General features: G+C 43.2%; 19 protein-coding genes and 1 tRNA gene. 5 read left to right on the top strand and 15 right to left on the bottom strand.

Annotation, left to right across the window (positions count from 1 at the left end):
- The first annotated feature begins 11 nt into the window (after positions 1-11).
- Positions 12-2,138, top strand: coding sequence for a Tex family protein (locus H9628_RS05535; RefSeq protein WP_251833129.1), 2,127 nt, complete (start codon positions 12-14; stop codon positions 2,136-2,138).
- Positions 2,139-2,209: 71 nt separating this feature from the next.
- The gene (locus H9628_RS05530) at positions 2,210-2,911 is read left to right on the top strand and encodes a DUF421 domain-containing protein (protein WP_251833128.1); all 702 of its coding nucleotides are present in this window, start codon (positions 2,210-2,212) and stop codon (positions 2,909-2,911) included.
- A 64-nt stretch (positions 2,912-2,975) separates the two neighbouring features.
- Here H9628_RS05530 and ligD read toward each other — a convergent pair whose 3' ends face one another.
- The 5 genes from ligD to holA form a co-directional block, all read right to left on the bottom strand.
- The gene (gene ligD / locus H9628_RS05525) at positions 2,976-5,681 is read right to left on the bottom strand and encodes a DNA ligase D (protein ID WP_251833127.1); all 2,706 of its coding nucleotides are present in this window, start codon (positions 5,679-5,681) and stop codon (positions 2,976-2,978) included.
- Positions 5,682-6,075: 394 nt separating this feature from the next.
- Positions 6,076-6,160: transfer RNA gene (locus H9628_RS05520), tRNA-Ser, on the bottom strand.
- A 109-nt stretch (positions 6,161-6,269) separates the two neighbouring features.
- On the bottom strand, positions 6,270-6,635 hold the full coding sequence (gene crcB, locus H9628_RS05515) for a fluoride efflux transporter CrcB (RefSeq protein WP_251833126.1): 366 nt from the start codon (positions 6,633-6,635) through the stop codon (positions 6,270-6,272).
- Positions 6,636-6,682: 47 nt separating this feature from the next.
- The gene (trxB, locus tag H9628_RS05510; protein ID WP_251833125.1) at positions 6,683-7,624 is read right to left on the bottom strand and encodes a thioredoxin-disulfide reductase; all 942 of its coding nucleotides are present in this window, start codon (positions 7,622-7,624) and stop codon (positions 6,683-6,685) included.
- 56 nt (positions 7,625-7,680) lie between these two features.
- Positions 7,681-8,718 (bottom strand): DNA polymerase III subunit delta, encoded by a 1,038-nt coding sequence (holA, locus tag H9628_RS05505; RefSeq protein WP_251833124.1) that lies wholly within the window; start codon positions 8,716-8,718, stop codon positions 7,681-7,683.
- Between the two features lie 2 nt (positions 8,719-8,720).
- Here holA and H9628_RS05500 point away from each other — a divergent pair, with 2 nt between their 5' ends.
- From H9628_RS05500 to H9628_RS05490, 3 genes are all read left to right on the top strand, one after another.
- On the top strand, positions 8,721-9,155 hold the full coding sequence (locus H9628_RS05500; protein ID WP_251833123.1) for a type I restriction enzyme HsdR N-terminal domain-containing protein: 435 nt from the start codon (positions 8,721-8,723) through the stop codon (positions 9,153-9,155).
- 10 nt (positions 9,156-9,165) lie between these two features.
- On the top strand, positions 9,166-9,738 hold the full coding sequence (locus H9628_RS05495) for a hypothetical protein (RefSeq protein WP_251833122.1): 573 nt from the start codon (positions 9,166-9,168) through the stop codon (positions 9,736-9,738).
- Between the two features lie 62 nt (positions 9,739-9,800).
- Positions 9,801-11,123 carry a Na+/H+ antiporter NhaC family protein gene (locus H9628_RS05490; protein WP_251833121.1) on the top strand — a complete coding sequence of 441 codons (1,323 nt, stop codon included), beginning with the start codon at positions 9,801-9,803 and terminating at the stop codon, positions 11,121-11,123.
- Here the strand turns inward: H9628_RS05490 and H9628_RS05485 are convergent.
- The 10 genes from H9628_RS05485 to H9628_RS05440 form a co-directional block, all read right to left on the bottom strand.
- Complete coding sequence (locus tag H9628_RS05485; protein WP_251833120.1) at positions 11,095-11,454, bottom strand: cupin domain-containing protein; 360 nt, start codon at positions 11,452-11,454, stop codon at positions 11,095-11,097. The two genes, H9628_RS05490 and H9628_RS05485, sit on opposite strands and share 29 nt — an antisense overlap.
- Before the next feature lie 65 nt (positions 11,455-11,519).
- Entirely contained in the window at positions 11,520-11,981 is a 462-nt protein-coding gene (locus H9628_RS05480) for an Lrp/AsnC family transcriptional regulator (RefSeq protein ID WP_251833119.1), read from the bottom strand.
- Positions 11,982-11,984: 3 nt separating this feature from the next.
- The gene (gene argH / locus H9628_RS05475) at positions 11,985-13,298 is read right to left on the bottom strand and encodes an argininosuccinate lyase (protein WP_251833118.1); all 1,314 of its coding nucleotides are present in this window, start codon (positions 13,296-13,298) and stop codon (positions 11,985-11,987) included.
- A gap of 2 nt (positions 13,299-13,300) precedes the next feature.
- Positions 13,301-14,353 carry a M20 family metallo-hydrolase gene (locus H9628_RS05470; protein ID WP_251833117.1) on the bottom strand — a complete coding sequence of 351 codons (1,053 nt, stop codon included), beginning with the start codon at positions 14,351-14,353 and terminating at the stop codon, positions 13,301-13,303.
- Complete coding sequence (gene argB, locus H9628_RS05465; protein ID WP_251833116.1) at positions 14,353-15,141, bottom strand: acetylglutamate kinase; 789 nt, start codon at positions 15,139-15,141, stop codon at positions 14,353-14,355. The genes H9628_RS05470 and argB overlap by 1 nt, the downstream gene beginning before the upstream one ends.
- Position 15,142: 1 nt before the next feature.
- Complete coding sequence (locus H9628_RS05460) at positions 15,143-16,096, bottom strand: Rossmann-fold NAD(P)-binding domain-containing protein (protein WP_251833115.1); 954 nt, start codon at positions 16,094-16,096, stop codon at positions 15,143-15,145.
- A 2-nt stretch (positions 16,097-16,098) separates the two neighbouring features.
- Complete coding sequence (locus H9628_RS05455) at positions 16,099-17,238, bottom strand: aspartate aminotransferase family protein (protein WP_251833114.1); 1,140 nt, start codon at positions 17,236-17,238, stop codon at positions 16,099-16,101.
- Between the two features lie 2 nt (positions 17,239-17,240).
- Positions 17,241-18,215, bottom strand: a complete 975-nt coding sequence (argC, locus tag H9628_RS05450; RefSeq protein WP_251833113.1) for an N-acetyl-gamma-glutamyl-phosphate reductase — start codon at positions 18,213-18,215, stop codon at positions 17,241-17,243.
- A gap of 1 nt (position 18,216) precedes the next feature.
- Entirely contained in the window at positions 18,217-19,407 is a 1,191-nt protein-coding gene (argG, locus tag H9628_RS05445; RefSeq protein WP_251833112.1) for an argininosuccinate synthase, read from the bottom strand.
- Positions 19,395-20,030: an N-acetyltransferase gene (locus H9628_RS05440; protein WP_394368176.1), complete on the bottom strand. Its 636-nt coding sequence runs from the start codon at positions 20,028-20,030 to the stop codon at positions 19,395-19,397. The genes argG and H9628_RS05440 overlap by 13 nt, the downstream gene beginning before the upstream one ends.
- Positions 20,031-20,061: the final 31 nt, after the last annotated feature.

Below are 20,061 nucleotides of genomic sequence, written 5' to 3'. Positions count from 1 at the left end.
AAAAATATTTAATGACGGCCACCGCATTCATTCAGCAATCCACTTCCATTTCCGAACAAAACATCAGCGCAACGCTCCGGCTTTTGGCCGAAGACTGCACCATTCCGTTTATTTCGCGCTATCGGAAAGATGTCACCGGAAATCTGGATGAGGTGCAGATCGAACAGATCGCAAAACTGAACAGCCAGTTTCAGGAAACAGTGAAGCGCAAGGAAAGCATACTTAAATCAATTGAGGAGCAGAGCGCATTAAGCGCGGACCTAAAAAAACGCATCGATGAAAGTTTCGATCTGCAGGAACTTGAAGATCTTTATCTGCCGTTTAAAAAAAGACGAAAAACAAAGGCCGACAGTGCCCGCGAAAAAGGTCTCGAGCCTTTGGCTAAAATCATCATGAGCCAGAAGTCTGATGACCTGCATTATATCGCCGGAAAATACCTGAATGCGGACGTAGATTCGGTGGAAGAAGCCCTGCAGGGCGCGCGCGACATCATCGCTGAGTGGATCAACGAAAACGGTTATGTCAGGAAAATCCTCAGGAAACTTTTCCAGCGGAAATCGGTCATCAGTTCCAAAGTTGTGAAATCTAAAAAAGACGGCGAAGCTGCGCAGAAGTACAGCCAGTATTTCGACTGGCAGGAAAGTCTCAGCCGGATTCCCTCCCACCGCCTCTTGGCTATGCTGAGAGCCGAAGCTGAAGGCTTTGTAAAGACCAAAGTAGATATCGATAAAGATGAAGCGCTGCGCCTGATTGAAAATGCCGTCCTGAAATCCGATAACGCGTCAGCGGAACAAATCATTATCGCGATTGCCGACAGCTACAAACGGCTTCTTGAACCTGCTCTTTCCAACGAAGGCCTGCAGGAAGCGAAAGCAGAAGCCGACCTCAAAGCCATCGATATTTTTTCGGAAAATCTGAGACAGCTTCTGCTCGCGCCGCCTTTGGGTGAAAAGAGAATTCTGGCCATAGATCCCGGCTACCGCAGCGGTTGCAAGATTGTCTGCCTGGATGAGAAAGGTGATTTGCTGCACAATGAAACCCTTTATCCGCACGCGCCCCAGAATGAAACCGGCATGGCCATGAAGAAAATCCGCTCGATGGTAAACGCCTATAATATTGAAGCGATTTCGATTGGCAACGGAACGGCAAGCCGCGAAACCGAGTTTTTCATTAAGAAAATCGCATTCGATAAACCGCCGCAGGTTTTCGTCGTGTCCGAAGCAGGCGCCTCGGTTTATTCCGCAAGCAAGGTCGCGCGGGATGAATTTCCGAATTATGACGTCACCGTACGCGGCGCGGTTTCGATCGGGCGAAGACTGGCAGATCCGCTGGCAGAACTCGTGAAGATCGATGCAAAATCAATCGGTGTCGGGCAGTACCAGCACGATGTAGACCAGACTTTGCTTAAGAATGAACTCGACTCAACGGTGATGAAATGTGTAAATGCAGTCGGCATCAACCTGAATACCGCCAGTAAATCATTGTTGAGTTACGTTTCCGGTATCGGCGAAAAGATGGCGGAGAATATCGTGAGTTACCGTGCGGAGAACGGTGCTTTCGAAGACCGGAAACAGCTGAAGAAAGTCCCGCGCCTTGGGGAAAAAGCATATCAGCAGGCCGCAGCTTTCGTCCGGATTTCAAACGGAAAAAATCCGCTTGATAATTCGGCCGTTCACCCGGAAGCCTATCCCGTTGTGGAGCAGATGGCTAAAGACCTGAAACTTAAAACTTCCGATTTAATAGCCAATAAGGAGAAAATTGCACTAATCGTACCGGAAAAATACGTGACCGAAACCATTGGGATTCTCGCCATTAAAGACATCCTGAAGGAACTGGAAAAACCTGGTCTCGATCCGCGCAAAGCAGCGAAAATTTTTGAATTTGATCCGTCCGTGAAAAGCATTAAAGATCTAAAAACCGGAATGATACTTCCCGGCATCGTGAATAATATTGTGGCTTTCGGCTGTTTCGTAGACTTCGGTATCAAAGAAAGCGGACTGGTGCATATTTCACAACTGAAAGACGGATTCGTGTCGGATGTAAATGAGGTCGTGAAACTTCACCAGCATGTTCAGGTTCGCGTGACAGAGGTGGATGAAATCAGGAAAAGAGTGCAGCTGACGATGAAACTTGGTTGAGGCTGAGGTTGAGGTTAAGGCTGAAAAAATAAGGCACTCTTTTGGCTATACGAGCCGAAACAATGCATAAAATGAATACCATACTAGCCATCGACTGGACGGATTTAATGCTTGGCGCCGAAGACTGGTCTTTTCTGCCTGAAGTTGCGATCCGCACCGTCATCATGTTCCTGATCATCATCATCGGGCTGAGATTCCTTGGGAAAAGAGGCGTAAAGCAGCTTTCGGTTTTTGAATTGGTCGTGATTATCGGACTGGGTTCCGCGGCGGGCGACCCCATGTTCTATAAAGAAGTTGGGATTGTATTCTCGCTGCTCGTGTTTATTATAATCATCGCACTTTATGCCGGCCTTACCTTCCTTTTGGGAAAATCGAAAAAGTTTGAAGATATGGTGGAAGGCGAACCCGCCTGTCTTATTCAGGACGGTGTTTTTGTACTCGACAGTTTTAAAAAAGAAAATCTCGGCAGCGATGAATTTTTCGCTGAGCTGCGGCTTCGCGGCGTTTCGCAACTCGGTCAGGTAGAAACTGCGATTGCCGAGACATCCGGTGGCCTTAGTACGTTTTTCTACACAGAAGAAAATACCAAACCGGGACTTTCGGTGATGCTTGGTTCGCTTTCAAATCCGGTAAAAACGATAGACCGGCCCGACTATTATTCGTGCATTTTCTGCGCATACACGGAAGAGAAAACGGCAGGGTCGCCCGGTGACTGTCCGAACTGTAGGCGCGACAAATGGGTGGTAGCCTGCCATAAAAAAAGGATCACCTAGATCCTTTTTTTTGTTTAAATAAAAGCCCGCTGTCACAGGATTTAAATTTAAAAACTGCCACTTTTTATTTTCTGCTTTTTTCAAATTTCTTCAGCACTTTCTCAAGATTAATACCTTTGCCTAAGACGGGTTTGAAAATATCACCTTCCGAGCTCAACCGCTCCAGCGCGTTTTTAATAGTAAAGTCGCTCATCTTAAGACCTTTTTTCACTTCATCCCAATGTAGTGGCATCGAAACGGTGGCGCCGGGTTTAGGTCTTACAGAATAGGCAGCTGCAATTGTAGCATGCGGCCGGTTTTGCAGGAAATCGAGATAGATCTTTCCTTCACGGTTTTTCACGATCCTTTCGATGCTCGTGATGTCTGGCAACTCCTGGTTGACCAGCGTTACCAGCGCACGCGCAAATTCTTTAGACTCCTCATAGGTGTATTTATTCGCCAACGGAATGTAAATATGCAGACCGGTTGACCCGCTGGTCTTGCAATACGAAGGTACGCCCATATCGTCGAGCAGTTGTTTTGTGACCTGCGCGGTTTCAATCACCTGATCCAAAGAATTCTTGTCAGGATCGAGATCGATGATGCAGAATGTAGGGTTATCCGGCTTCTCCACCGTGCTGTTCCACGGATTCATCTCTATGCAGCCAAGATTCGCCATGAAAAGCAGTGTGGCCTCATCTTTCCCTACCAGGTATTTTCGCTCGCGGCCGTCAGAATCGCTTACATATTTGAACGTATCGGCCCACTTCGGTGCCTTTCCGGTGACATCTTTAAAGTAAAAACTCTCACCGTCAATTCCATCCGGAAAACGGTTCATGCTTTGCGGCCGGCCTTTCAGATACGGCAAAATGTAAGGCGCAACCTGATAATAATAGTTGATTAGGTCGCGCTTCGTGCGTTTTTCATCGGGCCAGAAGATCTTATCAAGATTCGTGAATTTCACTTCGTTGCCGTTGATTTTTTTAACCTGACTCTTTTCTTTTGGGTTCAAAAGGGTTTTTCTGGGCGCTTTGCCACGTTTTGCGATGATCGGCGCCGCATCTTCTACAATTTTTTCCACAGCCTGTTCTTTTTCGAGGGTTACACTTGTTGCTTTTTTGTCAGCCCGCATCCCCTGGAATGAGGGATGGCGCATGATGCCGTCTGTTGTAAGTTCGGTGAATGCCACTTCACACAGGAGTTTGGGTTTGAGCCACGTTACCGTAGCGTGGGGTGGATCTGGCCGGAAACGTGACGCTTTGTTCACATCCGGTTCTTTGTCAAATGGCGGTTTATCTGTAATCAGCGGTTTAAACTGTTCCATCATTTCCTTCTGGTCTTTCGTGTTGAAACCGGTTCCCACTTTGCCTGTATAAACCAGTTTTTTTCCTTCGTAAACGCCCACCAGAAGGCTGCTGAACTGTTTACGCGAGTCATCGTTGAGCGTGAAACCGCCGATCACCACTTCCTGTCTTTTGTTGGCTTTGATCTTGAGCCAATTTTTTGTGCGGTTCTTTGTGTGGTATTCGCTGTCTTTCCGTTTGGCCATAATACCTTCGAGGTCCATTTTTTTGGCAGTTTCGAGAAATTCTATGCCGGAGGTTTCAAAGGCTTCGCTGAGCAGGATACTGTCGCTTTTGGGCAGGATTTGATTTAATATTTCGCGTCTTTCCATTAAAGTAAATGCTTTCAAATCTTTACCGTCAAGCCACAGAATATCGAAAACGTAAAACACCAGGTCACCGTCCGCTTCGCTGCGCCAGTTCTGCAGCGCCCCGAAATTCGCCTGGCCGTTCGAACCTACAACAACGATTTCGCCATCAATCACTGCATTTAAATTAATTTGTTTAAGTTCGTCGTAGATGGGATAGAATTTTTCGTCGAAACTTTTGTCGTTTCGCGATTTCATCGTCACTTCGCCGTCATTCATGAAAGCAACAGCGCGGTAACCGTCCCATTTTACTTCGTAGATCCATTCATCACTGTCGAAAGGTTTATCCACCAGCGTAGCGAGCATTGGGTCTACGGAAGTATAGAACTTCTGCGCGGGCGCATTTTTCAGTAGTTTTTCAACCGTCTTACTATCCTTCGAAGATTTCTTAGGTTTCGAGGTTTCTGTCGCGGTATCTTTTTTAGTTGAGGAAGGTTTTTCTGTCTTTTTAGCTTTAGTCTTCTTCTCTTTCTTTTCTGCATCTTCTTCGCCATACACCTTGTCCGGAGATTTTTCCATTTCCGCAATGGATTTTCCGGAAATAACCGACTCATCCAGCTTGGTGATGTCTTTTTTGGTTGCAAACTCATCTTCGAGCTTCATCAAAAGCCAGCTGTTTTCACCGCGACCTTTCGTTTTTACTAGGGCGAATTCGCCTTTCAGTTTCTTACCATTCATCTTGAATTTCAGCCGTCCGGCTTCCAAATCCTTGCGAAGTTCTTTTTCGTATGCCTTAATATCCCCTTCTACGTCCGACGGAATATAGGTACCTTCGTCCCAGACAATCACGGTGCCGCCACCGTACTGGCCTTTCGGGATGATGCCTTCAAACGTCCGGTAATCGTACGGATGATCTTCCACCATCATCGCGAGCCTTTTGATATCAGGATCCATTGACGGTCCCTTCGGCACTGCCCAACTTTTCAAAACGCCCTCCATCTCAAGCCGGAAATCGTAATGAAGATGTGAGGCATCGTGCTTTTGAATGACAAAACGCAGTTCTTTGCCTGAAGGTTTGCCACCAAACGGTTCCGGTGTTTTATCTTCAGATCTTTTTTCGCGGTATTTTTCTAATGCCATGATATTGGGGTTTAATTAAATGCATTACTTAGCTGTGACGGGTAGCGTTTCACTAAAGGCACCCGCGCCCCGGCTTGAGCGGAAATCCTTTTTGTGAAGCAAAGCGGAACAAAAAGATTGCAGCGGAAGACGGATGAAGGCGCCCAAAAAGATGATCCTAAATTTTGAAGCGCCCGTAAGTTTTTTGCAAATATTAAGCCGTTCAGACGGTTGCGGCTCGAGGAGAATATTATAATACTGCAGACCTACCCGGATGGCGAAATGGAAAGCAGGAAATGGCCGGTATGAGAAAAATTCGAAGGAAATGGGTATCGTCCAATGACTGACTCACGAAAGCGGGAAACATATAAAACAAAAAACCTACTGATTTACAGTAGGTTATAAGAAACTTAAGCGGAGGAACAGGGATTCGAACCCCGGGACCTGTTACAGTCAACAGTTTTCAAGACTGCCGCAATCGACCACTCTGCCATTCCTCCATTGATCACGGTTTCCCGTTTTCAGTGGTGCAAATATAAAAAGGTTTTATATACTCACCAAACTATTTTTTCAAATTTATCTTAAACGCTTAATTTTCAATACCGAAAATTACCATTTAACTATCGACTGACCCAGCCAAACGGCCGCAAGACCTAAAATCACGCTCAGCAAAATATAAATTGCGAGCACTGTAAACTGCCCGGATTGCCAAAGGGAAACACTTTCAACCGAAAATGCGGAGAACGTCGTAAACCCACCACAAAAACCGGTGATCAGCAGAAGTCTTAGATGCAGATCACTTTTTACCAGCGCTGAAACAAGCACCCCAATCAGAAAACAGCCGATTATATTCGCGAGAAAAGTCCCGAGTGGAAACGTTTTCACCATCCAGAATCGCTGGGTACCCACGGAGAGCAGATATCGTAAAACGCTGCCCGCACCTCCGCCGATGAAAACAAAAAGAAGGCTTCTCACGCGCGTGTTTTTTGTTATTCTTAACTTAAATATTCAGCAAAGCCAAATCAGTCCAGTTCAGCCAAATATTTTTCAGCATCCATCGCCGCCATACAGCCGCTTCCCGCTGCCGTAATCGCCTGTCGGTAAATATGATCCTGCACATCACCCGCTGCAAAAACACCCGGCAAATTGGTAAATGTAGAACCCGGAACGGTTATGATGTAGCCATTTTCATCAAGATTGATTTGTCCTGCGAAAATTTCGGTATTCGGTTTATGACCGATCGCGATGAAGATTCCGTGTACATCAATTTTCGAAGTTTCCTGCGTTTGGTTGTTGATTACCACAGCTCTTTCCACCAAAGCATTCTCACCTTCAATACCGATAAGTTCATGGTTAAATTTCACTTCGATATTTGCGGTATTTTCTACACGGTGAATCATGGCTTTTGACGCACGGAAAACATCTTTACGCACAAGCATCGTCACTTTGTTGGTGAGTTTAGCGAGGTAAGTTGCTTCCTCCGCTGCGGTATCACCCGCTCCTACTACGATTACATCTTTTCCTTTATAGAAAAATCCGTCGCAGGTTGCACAGGCTGACACTCCGCCGCCGGCATATTTTTTTTCGTCATCGAGACCGAGGTATTTGGCTGTCGCACCTGTTGAAATAATCACGGTACGGGCTAAAATCTCCTTGTTACCTGCCCACAGTTTATGAATACCCCCTTTTTCAGTTGAAAATTCGGTTTTCGTGATCATTTCATAATGCACTTTGGTATCGAAACGTTCGGCCTGCTTCTGCAGGTCGAGCATCATCGCCGGGCCGGTAATACCGTCGGGATAGCCGGGGAAATTGTCTACTTCCGTTGTTGTCGTAAGCTGTCCGCCCGGTTCCAGACCCGTGTAAAGTTCTGGCTTCAGGTCTGCGCGAGCCGCATAGATCGCTGCTGTGAAACCGGAAGGGCCGGAGCCGACGATGATACAGTCTAAGATATTTTGTTCCATATTGAGGTTATTTTAATTCTTTGGTTTTTAGAAGGTGCAAAATTAAACCATTAAGATCACACTTTCACTTTGAGCTGTGCTACATTTAGTATTTTGTAAGTCATTTCCGTCAGCAACTGCGTTTCGTTCATATTCACAGCGCCTAGACCTTTTCGTTTCATGTCGAATTCACGCAGAACAGAGATGATCCGTGTGGCATGTTTTAAAGAATAATTGGCCGCAGCCACCCGAAGATCCTCCACCTGATAGTAATTCAGCTTCATTTCCTCCTGAATGAGTTTTGGATTCTTTCCGGCCAGCGTGTGATAAATAATAAGGTTTGAAAAAAAGCTGTATAGCGAACCCATTATCATCTCAAACGGGCTTTGCTTGGCGCTTTTACCCAAAAAATAGGCTACGCGCATGGCCTTCGCGGCGTCACGGTGGGCCAGCGTCTTTGTCAGTTCGAAAGTATTGAAATCCTTGCTGATCCCGATGTGGGTTTCGATGATTTTCTCGTCAAGAACATCGGTGTCTTTCAGAATCATCTTTAGCTTGGAAAGCTCGTTTGAGATGCGCGAAAGATCAGTTCCAAGGTATTCCGAAAGCAACGCCGGAATATTCGGCTTGGTGCGAAGTCCTAATTTGCGGATTTGTTGGTCGATAAACTTCGGCACGTCACTATCGTACATTTTTTCGCTCAGGAAAAGCATTTTGTTTTTCGAAAGTGTTTTCGCGAAAGCTTTTCTTGCATCCACTTTTTTATACTTGTACGCGATGACGAGAAGTGTACACGGTACCGGATTCTGCGCGTAAACTTTCAGTGCTTCACTTTCTTTTTCGGTGAGTTTGATTTCCTGGGCTTCTTTTAGGATAATCACCTGGCGGTCGCCCATCATCGGGAACTGGCGCGCGAGTGAAAGTACGTCACTGAATGTGGTGTCTTTGCCGTAAACTACGGTCTGGTTAAAGGCTTTTTCATCCTCCTCCAGCACATCGTTTTCAAAAGATTTTATTGCAACATCGATGTAGTAGGGTTCCTCACCGTGAAAAAAATAGATTGGCAGCAGCTCCTTATTTTTAATATTTTTGAGGATTGAATCTAAATCTTTCATAAATGCAAGTTCCGAAACTGAATTTTGAGGATACTTTTGACTTTAAAATCAGGAGCGACAAAGATAAGTTTTTTATTTATGACCTCGTACGCAAAACGTGGCTCCTGCTCACGCCCGAAGAGTGGGTGCGCCAGCATTGGGTGCACTATTTCCACTTCATAAAAGGCCGCAATCTCTCATCGCTTATCCTTGAAAAAAAAATCCTGCTGAACGGGACTACCAAACGCATTGACCTGCTGGTTACCGAAAAAACCCAGCCGAAAATCTTGGTTGAATGTAAAGCACCGGAAATAAAACTCACGCAGCAAACCTTTGAACAAAGCGCACGCTACAACTCGGTAACTGGTGCGGAAGAAATCATTTTAAGCAACGGCGTTCAGCATATCTGGGCAAAATTTGACGATAACCATTATAAATTTGAGCCTTTTAATTATTAATGAAACATCAATGAAAATAAGATTTTATTTACTCCTTTCCATTTTAATGCTAACGTCGCTGAAAGCCCAGAAGATAACGGACATTCGGCTCCTCAACAGCGGAAACTCGGCCGATTTAGCGGTTCAGATTGATAACACAACCGTCATCCTGAATACGAATGGCAAATTATTAAACATCAATACATTAAATTCCGATAAAATCACGCCCAATACAGGTTGGATAACATACGATTCCGACTCAAATATCGACTATGATAATCCGGATGCGATACCGCTGAACGGTGAAATTTCCTACTATGGCGACTTTCACGATTACAACAGTGGAAAATTAAAATCTGTCGGTGATGTTACATTTAAATATAATGATGGTTTTAAGACCTATCTCAAAGGAAAAGTAGAGCAAATCGGGAATCTTAGAATTTCTTATTTTGATGATTTTCATCCGTATCAAAGCGGAAAGATTAAGTCTATCGGCAACATTACATTCACTTATCACGATGATTTGCACGCATACAAAAGCGGCAAATTAAAATCTATCAAAGGCAACGCAGACCATACCAGGATAATGGTCAGCAATTACTAAATGCGTGTTAAGGTTTTATTCTGTACAACCGGACCGAAATTCTTTTCCGCTAAATTTGCATTATGAAATCAATCAGTTCGCAGGCAGTGGCTATCTGGCCGTTATTGGTATTCGTCGCGGTTTTTCTCGGCTTCGGAATATATTATGATGATTTTTATGCCTTGCCCTCACCCGTCGCAGCGCTGATCGGCATTACGGCCGCTTTTATTCTGCTTAAAGGGACAATCAACCAAAAAGTAGACACCTTCCTGAAAGGTTGCGGCGACGGCAAAATCCTTACGATGTGCATCATTTACCTGCTTGCCGGCGCTTTTGCGACCGTTACGGAGGCGACGGGCAGCGTTGATTCAATCGTGAATTTAGGTCTCAGTTATATTTCGCCGGCTTTTTTCCCGGTGGGTATTTTCGTCATCGCTTCATTTCTTTCATTTGCTGCCGGAACATCGGTCGGGTCGATCGTAACACTCGGCCCTATCGTCATCGCAATGGCTGAAAAAAGTGAATCACCGCTAGGGCTGATTGGCGCATGTCTATTGGCAGGTGCTATGTTTGGCGATAATCTTTCGCTGATTTCCGACACGACGATTGCCGCCACCCAAAGCCTCGGTTGCCAGATGAAAGATAAGTTCCGCTACAACTCGAAAATTGCGTTGCCAGCTGCGGCGGTAGCAATAATCATCCTTACGGTCATCGGTTTTTCGCACGAACAGACGTCGGCCGCAAATGAGATTAAAGACTTCAACTTACTGTTGATTCTGCCCTACATCCTGGTCGTAGCGCTTTCGCTTGTAGGCCTGAATGTTTTTGTGGTGCTGTTCGCCGGTTTGCTGTTCGCGGGAATCTTAGGATTGGGATTTGGCAGTTTTGATTTCATAGGCTTTGCCAAAAAAACCTACGAAGGCTTTACGGGCATGACCGAAATCTTTCTGCTGTCGCTGCTTACAGGCGGTCTCGCCGCTTTGGTGGAAAAAGCTGGCGGCATAGCGTATTTGCTTAAAAACATCAGCCGCATTATCAGTTCAAAAACAACAGCACTTCTTGGGATTGGAGCGTTGGTCTCCGCGGCAAACCTTTGCGTGGCCAATAATACCATTTCCATTATAATCTCGGGAAAGATTGCAAAAGAAATCAGTGATAAATATGAGTTGCAGCCGCAGCAGAGCGCCTCTGTACTCGACATTTTTTCATGCTATATTCAGGGACTGATTCCTTATGGCGCACAGATTTTAATCCTGATTTCACTGAGCAACTTTAAGATGAACTATCTCGAGCTTGTACAGAATGCGTATTACCTCCACATCCTGCTCATTTTCACGTTGGCGAGCATTTTCATCTCTAAGAAAAAACCAGCGCACATCAGTCTTCCCGATTCACCAATTCTATAGAAAAGGCCGGCAGGCAAATGGCAATATACTCGCATTCGTCATCAAACGGATTGCTGTAACGTACGCGTGCACCTTTTTCGATCAGGATGCTTTCACCGCCGCTCAACATCACAGTTTCACCATCGATTTCAAATTGTTTTTTACCGCGCAGAATGTAAGTAAACTCGTCAAATTCCGGCGTTTGATGCGGCTCGCTCCAGTTTGGCGGTGCAACCATATGTGCAATCGAAATTCCGGGTGTGTCGGTGGAATTTCCCCAAATTTCTTTGATGAGTTTTCCGTCCGTCGTTGGAACGATCGATGGATTTTTCTGGATTTTATATTTTGCCATGCTGTTAATTCTGATTTAGTTGATTCAATCAAAATTAAATAAAAAAATCAGGAAAAATTCCTGGTTTAAAAAGTAAACTTAGTGTCATTCTTGATGACCGACAGCACAATATTGCTGTGATACTGGCCGATATTCGGGATATTGGCAATCACCGTTGTCATGAAACTGTTGTAATCTTTAATGTTTTTAGCGACGACCTTGATCATATAATCGTACTGGCCAGAAAGACTCACGACCTCCATCACCTGCGGTTCCGCTTTTATTTTATCTTCAAACTCCTGAAGTTTGTCGTGCGACTGCTCTTTCAGAACGATATTACAGTATGCCATCAGTTCAAATCCGGCGAGTTCCGGATCGATCAACACGACATTTTTGCGGATGATGCCGTTGTTTTTGAGTGATTTTATCCTTTCATAGGTGGCAGTAAAGGAAAGTCCGATTTTTTCCGCCAAGTCTTTCACCGAAACCGTTGAATCTTCCTGTAAGAAATTGAGGATTTTATGGTCTGTAAGGTCTAAAGCTTTCATACATTATTTAAATTTCTGGAAGACTTCTGCAAACTGTGCAGAAATCTCATCGAGGCACAAATCCCCAATACTTCCTTTGTGGGTGTGCTTTAAATCATCATTCCGGTAACTGTAGGAACCGTCTTCAATGGAATTTCCGACCTCGCGGTAAGCTTCCCGGAAAGTCGCCCCATTCATTACCAGTTCATTGATTTTTTCGACGCTGAAAAGATAATCATATTTCTCATCCTTCAAAATATCTTCTTTAATCTGGATATTATTAAGCATAAATTCAAAAATCTGCAGGCAATCTTTTAAATCCTGAATTCCCGGGAAAATTATTTCCTTCGTCAGCTGAAAATCTCTGTGATAACCGGACGGAAGGTTGTTTGTAAGCAGTGTAAGTTCATTCGGAAGACTCTGAATTCGGGCGGATTTTGCGCGAATCAGTTCAAAAACATCAGGATTTTTTTTGTGAGGCATAATGCTGCTTCCAGTGGTAAGTCCGGACGGAAAACTCAGGAAACCGTAGTTCTGATTGCTGAACAGGCAGATATCATACGCGAGTTTGCTTAATGTGGCCGCCACCGTACTCATTCCCATTGCCGTGATTTTCTCCGATTTTCCGCGCGTCATCTGCGCATAAACGGAATTAATATTCATTTTTTCCAGTCCCAGTTCTTTCGTTGTAAAATCCCGGTCCAAAGGAAACGAAGAACCGAATCCCGCGCCGGAACCCAACGGATTTTTCTGAACAACCGATAATGCGGAGGCTAAAACTTCTAAATCTTCAGATAAAGATTCCGCGAAAGCACTAAACCACAAGCCGAATGATGACGGCATACCAATCTGAAAATGAGTATAACCCGGCATTAAAGCTGTTTTATGTGTTTCGGCCAGATTTATTAAACGCTCAAATAAATTTTTTGAAAGCTGTGCGATTTCCTTGATTTCCGCGGCCAGATAGAGTTTAATCGCGAGCAAAACCTGATCATTTCTTGATCTTCCTGTGTGAATTTTCTTTCCGGCATCGCCCAGTTTTTGGGTAAGATTGAATTCGATATGGCTGTGAATATCCTCTACTCCATCATTAATTGTCAGCAGATGATCTTTCGCCAAAATATACATTTCATCCAGTTCTTTCTGGATTTTTATATTTTCGTTTTCTGTTAAAAATCCGATTTTAGTAAGCATCGTACAGTGTGCTTTGGTTCCGATGATATCGTACTGGGCAAGCAGAATGTCGAAATCTTTGTCTTTACCAACGGTAAATTTTTCAATGATTTCCAAATAATTCTGATTCGCTGAATCTTTTGCCCACAATTTATTATGTTTCATCTTTAGAGGATATGTGAGAGAATTTTAATGTATTTTTCGATGCCTTCATCGAGTTCATGCTGATAAATAAATTCATCCGCCGTATGCGAACGGGTAGAATCTCCGGGACCAATTTTCACTGAATCGAACGGCATCAGCGCCTGATCCGAAACCGTGGGAGACCCGTATAAACTGCAGTTTTCCTTCTGCGCAGCAAACACAAAAGGATGATCTAAATTGATTTTTGAAGAATTTAAAGCCAATGATCTTGGTTGGATTTCCGACTCCAGTTCATTTCTGAAAATTTCTAAAATTTCCGAATTGGAATAATGCTCATTTGTGCGGACATCAATTGTAAAATGACACTGATCCGGAACCACATTGTGCTGTGAACCGGCGTTTATAATCGTTACGGTCGCTTTTACTTTCCCGAGAACTTCAGAAACTTTATCAAATTCAAAATTCTGTACTTTCTGAATGTCCCGAACCGCTTTATAGATCGAATTATCATCATTAATGTGAGCAGCATGAGAAGCTGTTCCTTTCGCCACACAATTCAATACAACCAAACCTTTTTCCGCAACCGCCAAATCCATTTTCGTAGGCTCACCAACAATTGCAAAATCAATCTTTCCTAAATCTTCGAGGATCGATTTTACGCCATTCTCTCCGGAAATTTCTTCTTCTGCAGTGGTGGCGTAGATCAAATTATATTTAAGTTTTACAGCGTAAAAATGCGTGAAAACAGCCCATAAACTCACCAAACTTGCGCCTGCATCATTGCTTCCCAAGCCGAAAATCTTTCCCTGTTTCTGTACGGCTTCGAAAGGATCAAGAGTGTACGCCGAATTTGGTTTTACCGTGTCATGATGGGAATTCAATAAAACTGTCGGTAAATTTTCGTCAAACTGAAGGTTTTTTGCCCAGATATTATTTCCTTTCCGCTGAAACGGAATATTTTTAAGATTTAAATACTTCTCAATAATCAGCGCAGTATTTTCTTCCTCCCGGCTGAAAGAAGGCGTTTCGATCAATTCGATCAGAAAATTCCGGGCGTCGTTCTTTAAGATCTCCATTAGTGCAAACTGATATTTGTTCCCGGATTTTCGTTGTTGAAATATTGCTCCAACGCGTCACTTTTAAGAATTCTGGCTTCTTCCACACCGTGATACAACGCCCTAAAAGCCGTCTGAAGTTTCGGAATCATTCCGTCAGCAATCTGTTTCGTTTCTTTCATTTGCGTAAAATCCGCTTTGGAAATGACAGGAATTACAGAATTTTCGTCGGTAATATCCTGCAGAACCCCACTTCGCTCAAAACAGTAAATAAGATGCGTTTTATATTTTGCCGACATCGCTTTGGCGATTTCAGCAGCCATTACATCGGCATTTGTATTTAAAAGGTCGCCCTCTTCGCTGATGCTGATTGAATTAACCACGGGAATGATGTTCCCGGCAATAAAATTTTCAAAAACCACATCATCAACTTTCACCACATCGCCAACAAATCCATAATTAATGACAGAAGCATCTCTTTTCTTCGAGACTACACAATTCAGATCTGCGCCGGAAAGTCCGATTGCCATAAGTTTTTGTGCCGACAAACCCGCCACGATATTTTTATTGATCAACCCCGCATAAACCATTGTGCAAAGCTCCAAAGTTTCACCAGAAGTGATGCGTCTTCCTTCAACCATCTGTTGGGGAATGAACAGTTTCTGTGCTAGTTCTGTCACTTTTTTTCCGCCGCCATGCACCAAGATTACCTTTTTGCCGGAATTAGCAATCGCTTTCAGACAGGTTTTCAATGTCTCCTTGCTGTTGATGGTTTCCCCACCGATTTTTATGATGAATAAATCTCCCATTTTACAATGAATTTTCGAGGATTTTCTTGATAATTAACTGTACTGAAATTGTTCTGTTATTGGCCTGCTCATAAATTAAAGAATTGGCAGAATCTAAAACCGCGTCACTCATTTCCAGATTTCTTCGGACCGGAAGACAGTGCATGAATTTCGTTTCAGGATTTGTTTTCAAAAACTCTTCACCTAAAAGCCAGTTTCCTTCCACCACAGGCATCGCACCATATTCATCATAAGACGACCAGTTTTTCCCATAGACAAAATCAGCATCTTTCAAAGCTTCCTCCTGATTGTGATACACTTTTGCATCGCCCGTAAAATCTTCGCTTAAATCATAACCTTCAGGATTTGCGATGCAGAAATCGACGTCCGCAGCATTCATCCATTCCGCGAAAGAATTACCAACTGCCTGCGGAAGCGGTTTGATGTGCGGCGCCCATGAAAGAACAACTTTCGGTTTCTGAGGTTTGTTCCAGTTTTCTCGGATCGTAATTAAATCCGCGAAACTCTGTAAAGGATGTCGAGTTGCAGATTCCAAGGAAATTACAGGAACGGTTGCGTATTTTATAAATGAATTCAGAACAAATTCGCTGTAATCTGCGTCGCGATCTTTCAAACCCGGAAAACATCTCAAACCGATGACATCGCAATATTCGCTCAGAACTTTTGCGGCGTCTTTGATATGTTCAACTGTAGAGCCGTCCATCACCGCGTTTTCTGCAAATTCCCAGTTCCAGCCATCCTGTCCGGCGTTGATGACCTGAACCTGCATTCCGAGATTCATTCCGGCTTTCTGGCTGCTCATTCTGGTTCTTAAACTTGGATTTAAAAACACCAATCCAAGCGTTTTATTTTTTCCTAAATCGCCAAAGCCGTAAAGATCTTTTTTAAGTTCCAAAGCTTCCTGAACAAGGATTTCAGGATTTGATATATCGTATACTGATGTGAAATTTTTCATTTTTAAATTGAATTTAGGACTGATTTTAAAGAAGAGATGAAATAATCCATTTCCGGATAAGAAATGGTAAGTGGCGGTAAAAGCCTCATGGTTAAAGGATCTGAAGCGCTTCCGACAAAGATTTTAAATTCTTCCCTTAATTTTTTTGAAACCTGAGCGGCCGGAATTTCAAAATCAATTCCTATCAAAAGTCCTTTTCCCCGGATTGCCTTGATCTGCGGAATCTCTTTTAATTTTTGAATTAAATATTTCCCTTTCTCTAAAGATTCCCGAATCAGATTTTCGTTTTCAATGATTTCAAGAACCGCAATAGCAGCGGCACAAGCAAGATGATTTCCGCCAAATGTGGTTCCGAGCATTTTGTGTTTTGCCTGAATTTTTGGGGAAATTAGAACTCCACCAATCGGGAAGCCATTCGCCATTCCTTTTGCTGTCGTGATGATATCAGGTTTCACATCAAAATACTGATGGGCAAAGAATTTTCCGCTTCTCGCGTAACCCGACTGGATTTCATCAGAAATAAAGAAAACTGAATTTTCATTGCACAGCCTTTCAATTTTATTCATCAATTCCTGCGACGGAATCTGAATTCCGCCAATTCCCTGAATTCCTTCAATAATGACTCCGGCCAACTTCTGAATATTTTCAAAAAAAAGTTTTTCAAATTCTTCAACATTGTTCCATTCACAGAAGATAAAATTTTCGGTTTCGTTTACGGGCGCAACAATCGAAGGATCGTCTGTGGCAGCCACGACAGCGGAAGTCCGGCCGTGAAATGAATTTCTGAACGTAATAAATTTCTTTTTTCTTGAAGTGAAAGAAGCGACTTTCAGCGCATTTTCGTTTGCCTCCGCACCGGAATTGCAGAGAAATAAACTGTAATCTTCGTAACCGGAAATCTTTCCGAGCTTTTCCGCCAGTTCTTCCTGCAATTTATTGATCACCGAGTTGGAATAAAAACCAATCTGATCCAACTGGTTTTTGATTTTTGCCACATAATGCGGATGCGTGTGTCCAACAGAAATTACCGCGTGACCACCATAAAAATCGAGATATTCGGCGCCGTTTTCGTCCCAAAGTTTGCAGTTTTCTGCCTTCACAATATTTACGGGCATCAACGGATATACATCAAATAATTTCATGATTAAAATACGGAAGGTTTAAGGTTGAGGCCTGCTTTTTCATTAAAACCAAACATTAGGTTCATATTTTGGATCGCCTGTCCCGAAGCGCCTTTCAAAAGATTATCGATCGCCACGTGAACGGCCAGATTTTTACCGACTTTTTCGATGTAAACAACGGCTTTGTTCGTGTTTACGACCTGTTTCAAATCGATTGGACTTGCTGAAACAAAGACAAACTTCGAATATTTGTATGCGTATTTATAGATTTCCTCAATTTCAACCTGGGAAAAATCGTTTTCCATCATCAAGGAAACGAAAATTCCACGCGTAAAATCACCGCGCCATGGGATGAAATTGATCTCCGTTTTTGTATCAGAAATCAGGGAAATGCTTTTTTCAATTTCCGCAATGTGCTGGTGAATAAAGGTTTTATAAGGTGAAATATTATCGCTTCGCCAGTTAAAATTCAGCGTCTGATGCAGCGCTTTTCCGGCACCTGTAGAACCTGTAATTCCAACGCACTGGATTTTTTCGATTTTTTCCTGCTTCAAAATCGGCAGAATTCCTAATTGAATCGCAGTAGCGAAACATCCGGGATTGGCGATATAAGAAGACTTCGCGATTTTTTCTTTGTTGAATTCTGAAAGTCCGTAGATGAATTTCTTATCGTTCCATTCTTCATCAACACGGAAATCGTTTCCAAGGTCGATAATTTTCGTATCGGGTGCGATTCGTTTTTCGTTTTCTATGAGCCAGTTTTTACTTTCACCATGCGGAAGACAAAGAAAAATAATGTCGGCCGGTTGCGCCAGATTTTCAAATTTAAGGTTCGTTTCGCCGAAAAGATCTTTATGAACATCCGAAATAAAATCGCCCTGAAGACTTTGACTGGTCACAAAAGAGATTTCCACATTCGGGTGATAGAGCAGAATTCTGATTAATTCACCAGCCGTAAAACCTGTTCCGCCAACAATTCCTGCTTTTATTTTTTCCATGTTATTTCATATTGTTTACCTGGTAATAAATGCTCAGCGCATTCGAATATATTTTTGAAAAACCTTTTACGTCGGCCTCCGTCCATGTTTTGTTCATTTCGCCGTAAGAACCGAACTCCGAAGACATCAGATCGTTTGGCGATTCAATTCCGATCAAACTGAAATGATAGGGTTTTAGTAAAATTTTCACTTTTCCGTTGACGGTTTTCTGAGAGCTTTCGAAAAGTGCTTCAAAGTCTTTCATCACGGGATCGAGTACGAGACCGTCGTGAAGGTAATTTCCATAAGAAAGGCTCAACTGGTCTTTAATTAAAAGCTGATTTTTCGTCAGCGTATGTTTTTCCAGCAAATGATGCGCTTTCAAAATAATCAAAGGTGCGGCGGCCTCGAAGCTTACGCGGCCTTTAATTCCGATAATCGTGTCGCCAACGTGCGTGTCGCGGCCAATTCCGAAAGCCTGCGCAATTTCCTGGATTTTCTGGATTGCTTCGATCGGTTTTGAAAATTCCTCATCATTTACAGCTTTAATTTCCCCTTTTTCGAAAGTGATGGACATTTCTTCATGTTCGGTTTTTGAAACCTGAGTTGGATAAGCGGTTTCCAGTAGTGACAGATTGGAAGTCAGCGTTTCTTTTCCGCCAACCGAAGTTCCCCAAAGGCCTTCATTGATAGAATACTGCGACTTTTCGAAGTTGATTTCAAAGCCGTTTTGTTTCAAAAATTCAATCTCTGCATTTCTGGAAAGTTTGAGGTCACGGATTGGTGTGATAATTTCGATTTCAGGCAAAAGGATTTGAAAAATACTGTCAAAACGAACCTGATCATTTCCGGCACCTGTACTTCCGTGCGCTATGGCTTTTGCACCGATTTCTTTCGCATAACCCGCAATCGCGGTCGCCTGGAAAACGCGTTCTGAACTTACGGATAGTGGATAGGTATTATTTTTTAAAACGTTTCCGAATATCAAATATTTGATGCATTTTTCGTAATAATTCTCCGCATCATCTATAACGTGGAAAGATTTTACGCCCAACTGATAAACACGCTCTTCAGTTTTGGCGATTTCTTCATTGGAAAAACCGCCGAGATTTACCATGACTGCATGAACTTCAAGCTGCTTCACTTTTGAGAGATAAACGGCACAAAAAGAAGTATCGAGTCCGCCACTGTAAGCTAAAACTACTTTTTCCATAACATTGTTCTTATTTTTTTGAATTTTGAAAATAACTTCTGGTCATCTTCCGCTTCGGTTTTTTTACTATTTTCAGGTTCTTTCGCTTCACTTGGATTGTAAAGCATTGCGGTACAAAGGCAGTTTTTGCGCTCTTTGCTTTTGAGGATTTCGAAATTCACGCAGCTTTGGCATCCACTCCAGAAAACATCATCCTGGGTGAGCTCTGAGTAAGTAACCGGTTTATAACCAAGATTGCTGTTGATTTTCATCACGGCAAGTCCCGTGGTGAGGCCAAAAAGTTTTGCGTCGGGATATTTTGTTCGGGAATAATCGAAAATGACTTCTTTGATTTTCCTAGCCAATCCTTCATTCCTGAATTTTCTGGAAACTATCAACCCGGAATTCGCCACATAAGTCTTATTGCTCCAGGTTTCGATATAACAGAAGCCGGCCCACTCGCCGGCCGCAGAAAAAGCCATCACAGCCTTGCCTTCATTAATTTTTTCTTCAAGGTAAGAAGCGGTACGTTTTGCGATTCCCGTTCCGCGTTCCTTAGCAGATTCCTCAATTTCTCTCAAGATTACCGGTACATATTTTAAGTCCTGCACCTCTGCAACTTTTACTGTAAATTTCGTATTCACTGTACGTTTATCTAATTAAGTCGGCAAAATT

This window comes from Kaistella pullorum, assembly GCF_014837035.1.
Classification (GTDB): domain Bacteria; phylum Bacteroidota; class Bacteroidia; order Flavobacteriales; family Weeksellaceae; genus Kaistella; species Kaistella rhinocerotis.
This window is presented reverse-complemented; position numbering and strand designations above follow the sequence as displayed.